This is a genomic window from Longimicrobium sp., from assembly GCF_036554565.1.
Taxonomy (GTDB): domain Bacteria; phylum Gemmatimonadota; class Gemmatimonadetes; order Longimicrobiales; family Longimicrobiaceae; genus Longimicrobium.
This window is the reverse complement of the sequence record NZ_DATBNB010000885.1, coordinates 1-5,639: the sequence shown is the minus strand read 5'-3', so window position 1 is coordinate 5,639 and position 5,639 is coordinate 1. Positions and strand designations below refer to the sequence as shown.

The window sequence follows — 5,639 nt, the reverse complement described above, 5'->3', positions numbered from 1 at the left end:
TGCAGACCGTGATCTCGAAGCCCGGCCCGGCGCCCGAGCAACCCGCGCCGCGGAACACCGCCGGCGCTGTGGCCATCCCGGCGACGGTGGCCGTGAGGGTGTTCAGGTTCGCCACCGGGCCCAGGGTCCACCGGGTGACGGTGGCGACGCCGGACGCATTGGTGATGGCCGAGCCGCCCGTGACCTGTCCGCCGCCCGACGTGACGCTGAAGTTCACCGTGACCCCGGGCATCGCGTTTCCGGACGGGGTCTCGACGCGCACCGACGGCGGCACGGGCACGGCCGCCCCTTCCATGGCGGCCTGGAACCCGCCCGCGACGATGCCGATCCTGCCCGCCAGCGTCGTCACCGCGGTGGCGTTGAAGACCACCTGTGAGGCGGGGGCGCCGGGCAGGGTGGCCGTGAGCGAGTTGGCTCCCGCGGCGCCCAGCGTCCACGTGGTGGATGCCGTGCCGTCACTGCCGGTGACCACCGTGGTCGACGACACGGAGCCTCCGCCGGTGGCTACGGTGAAGGTCACCGACTGACCCGCGACGGCGGCGCCCAGCCGGTCGCGCGCCTGTACCTGCACCTGTCCCCCCAGGGGTGCGCCGATCCCGCCGGACTGGCCGTCGCCGCCCACCTTCTGCAGGCTGGTGGCCACCTGGGCCACCTGCACCTGGGCCGTGCCGGAAGCCTCGCCGGCGGTGGCGGTCAGCGTGGCCGCGCCGTTGCCGATGGACGTCACCACGGCGCTGTCGCCGCCGGACGCCACGATGCTCGCGGCGGTGGAGCTGGACGCCCAGGTGAGAGCCACGCCCGTCATCGGCTTGCCCTTCTGGTCGGCGACGGACGCGCGGACCACCTGCGTGGCGCCCAGCGCGTCGAGCGACACCGAGCCGGGCGTGATCGTTACGGTGGTGGCCACCGACGGCGCGGTGGAATCGGAGCAGCCCGCGACGAGCAGGGCGGCGGCGGAACAGGCGAGAAAGCGTCGCATGCGGATTTCTACCACGGGGAGGGAACGCAGCAGGGAGCGGGAGCCGCCCGGGCTATGCCAGGCGGGGATCCCATACTCTCTAATCTCAACGTATTGCACGATTTGCACAAGCCCACGCGCGGTCGGGCGAGCCGAAGCGGTCCTGCCGAGCGGGCACGCGGCTCCTGTACGGGACGCCGGCGCCGACTACGATTCCACCGGTTCAGCCACGCGCAGGCGCAGGTGCACCGTGGTCCCCTCGCCCGGGGTGGAATCGACGGTCACCTCACCGCCCCACGCCTCTACCAGGCGCTTGACGATGGCCAGCCCCAGCCCCGTGCCGCTGGTACGGGTGGAGAACTGCGGCTCGAAGACCCGGGGCAGCGACTCGGGCGGAATTCCCTCGCCCGTGTCGGCCACGTCCACGCGCAGCCACTCGCCGCCGCCGGAAAGCGCCGCCGAGATCCTCACCTCGCCGTCGCCGTCCAGCGCGCCGCGGGCGTTCTCCAGCAGGTTCACCAGCACCTCCTTCAGCTCGCCGGGGCGCGCGCTCACGCGGGGGGCATCCGCCGGCACGTCCAGCTCGTAGCGGATGCCGTCGTGCCCGCCGTGGTACAGGGCCAGCGTTTCTTCCGCCACCCGCCGCACATCCACCCGCTCCACCGGGGCGGCGGCCTCGGCCGGCGTGCCAAAGCGGGCGAAGGCGCGGCTGATCTCCCCCAGGTGGTCGATCTCCCGAAGCACCGCCTCGACGTTGCGGTCCAGGATGGTGCCGAAGTCGTCGCGCCCGTCGGCCCAGGCGCGGCGTACGTGCTGCACGGCCAGCTTGATGGGGGTCAGCGGGTTCTTGATCTCGTGCGCCACCTGCCGCGCCATCTCGCCCCACGCCAGCACGCGGGCTGAGCGGATCTCGTTGGTCACGTCTTCCAGCACCAGCACGGCGCCCCGCCGCGCCTTGTCCACGCTCAATCCCCGCATACGCAGCCGGACCACCCGGCCGTCCACCTCGCGCTCGTCCACCCGCTCGCGCGCACCCGAGGCCAGGAAGTCACGCACCGTGGCGGCCACCGCCGCGGGAAGGGGGCGGTCTTCGGGGATGCGCGCGCCCACGGGCACCTCGCCGCCCAGGATCTGCTCCGCGCGGGGGTTGATGAGCGCCACGCGCCCGGCCCCGTCCAGCGCCACCACGCCCGTGCCCGCCTCGGCCACGATGGCCTCGGTGCGCCGCGTTTCCTGCACGAGCGCCGCCTGCGTCTGCCGGAGCCCGCGCACCATGCGGTTGAAGGCGCTGTACACGCGCCCGAACTCGTCGCGGCGGCCGGAGGGAAGGCGCACGGAAAGGTTGCCGGCGCCCACGCTTTCCGCGGCCCCGCTCAGCGCCTCGATGGGCCGCGAGAACGCCCGGGCAACGAAGAGCGACAGGACGATGGAAAGCACCGCGCCCGCGAGCCCGGCCAGCGCCACCAGGTCCGCCAGTTCGCGCCGGCGCCGGGCGATCTCGCCCGTGGCCAGCGGCGTGGGCGAGGCCAGCACCTGCCCGCCGGCGAGCCGGCGGTAGGCCACCAGGTACTCGTGCCCGGCCAGCTGGCGGTTCTCCACCCGCTCCGTGGCCTCGCTCTGCGCGAAGTCCAGGTACACGGAGGCGGGAAGCCAGGCGTGGTACAGCCCCAGGTCGATCACCTCCGGCGCGGCGGCCTGGCGCAGCACGCCGCGCTCGTACAGGAGCAGGTCGGCGTCCACGTGGCGGGCCAGCGCCGACAGGCTCTGCCCGCGCGCCTCGGAGGCGGCCTGGGTCAGCGCGCGGTCGGCGATGGCGGCGGCGGTGCGTTCCACCTCGCGCGAAAGGGCGCGGTACGCGGTGGCGCCGAACGCGGCCATCGGCAGGAGAAAGAAGATGAACAGCGCGCCCGTGAGCCGGCCGCGGAAGGTGAAGATCCATCCCCAGCGCGCCGGCTCCACCCCCAGCGGCTCGCCGCAGAGGGTGCGGCCCAGCGCCCACAGCCCCGCCAGCGCCCCCAGCACCAGCGCCAGGGAAACGACGCCGCGGGCGAACAGGATCAGCCGCGTGGGGGTGGGCACCAGCAGGTGGGCGTGCATCCGCGCGCCGGGAAAGGCGACGGTCGCCTCGCTGCGCCAGCCGTTCTCGGCGCGCACCCAGCGGACGGCGCCCCCCGCCTCCGCCGCGCCGGGGGGTGCGGGAACCAGCGACAGCGTGGCCGCCGCGTCGGTCGCGTCGCTGTCCTCCGGGTCCAGGAAGCGGGCGAGCGAGTGCGAGCGGCCCAGGTAGGCGCGCGGGGGAACGGCCACCGTCACGCTCTGCCCCCCAGCCAGGGGAACGACGAGCAGGTAGTGCAGGCCGGGAACGCTGGTCAATCGCTCCAGCTTCGGCTCTTCCTCCCGGCGCGCCAGCTCCAGCAGGGCGGCCACGCGTTCCGGCGGCAGGGTGGCGTCGGCCAGGCGGAGCTCGCTCCCGGCGCGGCCGCCGTTCCAATGGGTGATGCGCGCCTCGTATCCCTCCCTCGCCAGCCCCGCCTCCACCCACGCCTGGTAAAGCAGGCTCACCCCCCGCCGCCCCTCCGCGTCCAGCCGCAGCACCTCTTCGGCGAACTGACGCAGCAGGTAATCCAGGAACGGGTCTGCCTGGGTGCCCAGCTTCACCAGCTCGCGCTCGGAGTCGCGCAGCCGCTCGTCCACGTGCATCGTCCACAGGGTGGGCAGGGCCAGGGTGGCCGCCATCCACGCCACGCACGCCCACGGGAGCAGCGCGCCGCGCCGGCTTTCGCTGCGCGGCACCCCCGCGGCGGCCAGGGCGAAGGGAACGGCCCACGCCGCGGCGGCCCACACCGGCACGTGGCGCCCCGGCCCCCACCACGCGGCCAGCAGGAGTCCGAGTGCGGCGGAGACCGCCAGCGCCGCCGCCACCATCTGCGTGCGTACCGGCCCGTCGCCCCGGCGGCCGAAGAGCAGGTACAGCGGCAGCGCCAGCCCCAGCGCGAAGCCCACGATCAGCGGCGCGCCGCCGCCCTCGCGCTCCGCCAGCACGGAGGCCGCCACGGAGTGCCGCACCATCCAGAACGCCGTCACCAGGACCGCCGCGGCCAGCGCCACGCGCACAGCCAGCGGTACGCGGCCCAGCACGCGCCCCGCCTTCTGCCGCGCGAGCATCCAGATGGAGCCACCGCACAGCACGACGAGGAGCTGCCCCAGCGTAACGTCCGCCGGCAGCGGAAGCACGAAGCGCACGGGCGAGAACAGCCCCGCAGCGGCCGAGACGTCGGCCAGGGGAAGGAGCAGGAGCCCGGCGGTGAAGACGGCGACGGGAAGGGCGGGGTCGCGCGACGGGCGGCGGTACCAGGCGATCGCCATCAGCAGGGCCGCGATGGCCAGGGCCCTGGTCACGTCTTCGCGCCCGCGCTGGATCACGCGGTCGCGCCAGCCCTGCTGAGTGAGCGTTTCGAAGACGCCGCTGAGGATGGTGACGGAGTCGGTGGCCCAGTCCCAGATGCGGTCGCCCTGCGCCAGCTCCGGCGTGGTGAAGAGCGGGACGATGCCGTTTCGCTCTGCGAAGCGCTCCGCGTACGGCTGCACCCCCTCGCCGATCTTGACGTGGGCCTGCAGCAGCTTGGCCGCGACGGCCACGTTCCCCGTCTGCAGGCGCTCGGAAAAATAGATGTACCCGAACAGGGGGCCGGCGGAAAACGACGATTCCACCATCCCGCCCTTCACCGAATCGGGCACCGCTCCCCGGTGCTCCCCCGCCCACACCAGGGGCGAGCCGTCGGGGCGGTAGATGGCCAGCGCCGTCATCCCCGTCTCATGGCGGATGCGGCTCATCTCCGCGAAGAGGCCGGCGCTGGGGCGCGTGGCCCCGCCCGCCAGGTCCGCCGCACCCAGCACGGCGCGGCCGCCGCGGTCGAAGAGCTGGTCCAGCCCCTCGTTCACCCGCTCGCCAGCGGTGCTGTCCACGGCCGCGCGCACCCGCAACCAGTCGTGGGCCACGCTCCACAGCTGCCGCTGGGTGTGCGCCGCCAGCCCCACGGTTACGGCGAGCGCGGCGAGCGTTGCCGCCCGCCAGGGCCAGGCGACGGTGCGCGCGAGCACCGCCCAGGCGAGGGCGCAGGTGGCGGCCGCGGGAAGCCAGCCGGGGGTGAGCTGGCCCATCCACACCGCCAGCAGCAGGAGCGACGCCCATCCCGCGGCCCACCCGGCGCGCGCCGCAGCGTCGCGGGCGGGCGGGGCGGGGGCCGCTTCTTGCGTGCTCGCGGCGTCATCCGCAACCGCCATCGTCTCGATGCTCAAACCCCAGCGCTCCTACGCACTTTCGGACCTGCCGTGGACCGACGTCGCCCTGCACCTGCGGCGCGACCGCCGGCTGATCATTCCCGTGGGGGCCTGCGACCAGTCGGGGCCCCACCTGCCCGTGGGCGCGGGCACCTGCGTGGCCGAGGCGCTGGCGCGCGACCTGTCGCAGGAGTTCGGGGTGCTGCGCGCGCCCACCTTCCACTACGGCGTCAACCTCCCCGGCGAGGAGGCGTACGCCGGCACCGCCGCCCTGCGCGCCAAGACGCTGCACCGCGCGCTGAACGAGATCCTCGCCGCCTGGCAGCCGGAGGAGGCGGCGGTGGAGCATACCTATGTCAACAAGAACCCCGGTGCCGCGCTCAAGCTCGGCCAGGCCCGC

Annotated in this window: 2 protein-coding genes and 1 pseudogene; 1 reads left to right on the top strand and 2 read right to left on the bottom strand. The window is 74.4% G+C overall.

The genetic code is table 11. From position 1 onward, the window contains the following. Both VIB55_RS24745 and VIB55_RS24740 read right to left on the bottom strand, forming a co-directional pair. Positions 1 to 979: pseudogene (locus VIB55_RS24745) on the bottom strand (Ig-like domain-containing protein); the annotation flags it as partial. A gap of 186 nt (positions 980 to 1,165) precedes the next feature. Next, entirely contained in the window at positions 1,166 to 5,257 is a 4,092-nt protein-coding gene (locus VIB55_RS24740; RefSeq protein WP_331879364.1) for an ATP-binding protein, read from the bottom strand. Here VIB55_RS24740 and VIB55_RS24735 point away from each other — a divergent pair. Next, positions 5,250 to 5,639: crossover junction endodeoxyribonuclease RuvC (locus VIB55_RS24735; protein WP_331879363.1), on the top strand; the 390-nt coding region annotated here is incomplete at its 3' end. The genes VIB55_RS24740 and VIB55_RS24735 overlap by 8 nt on opposite strands.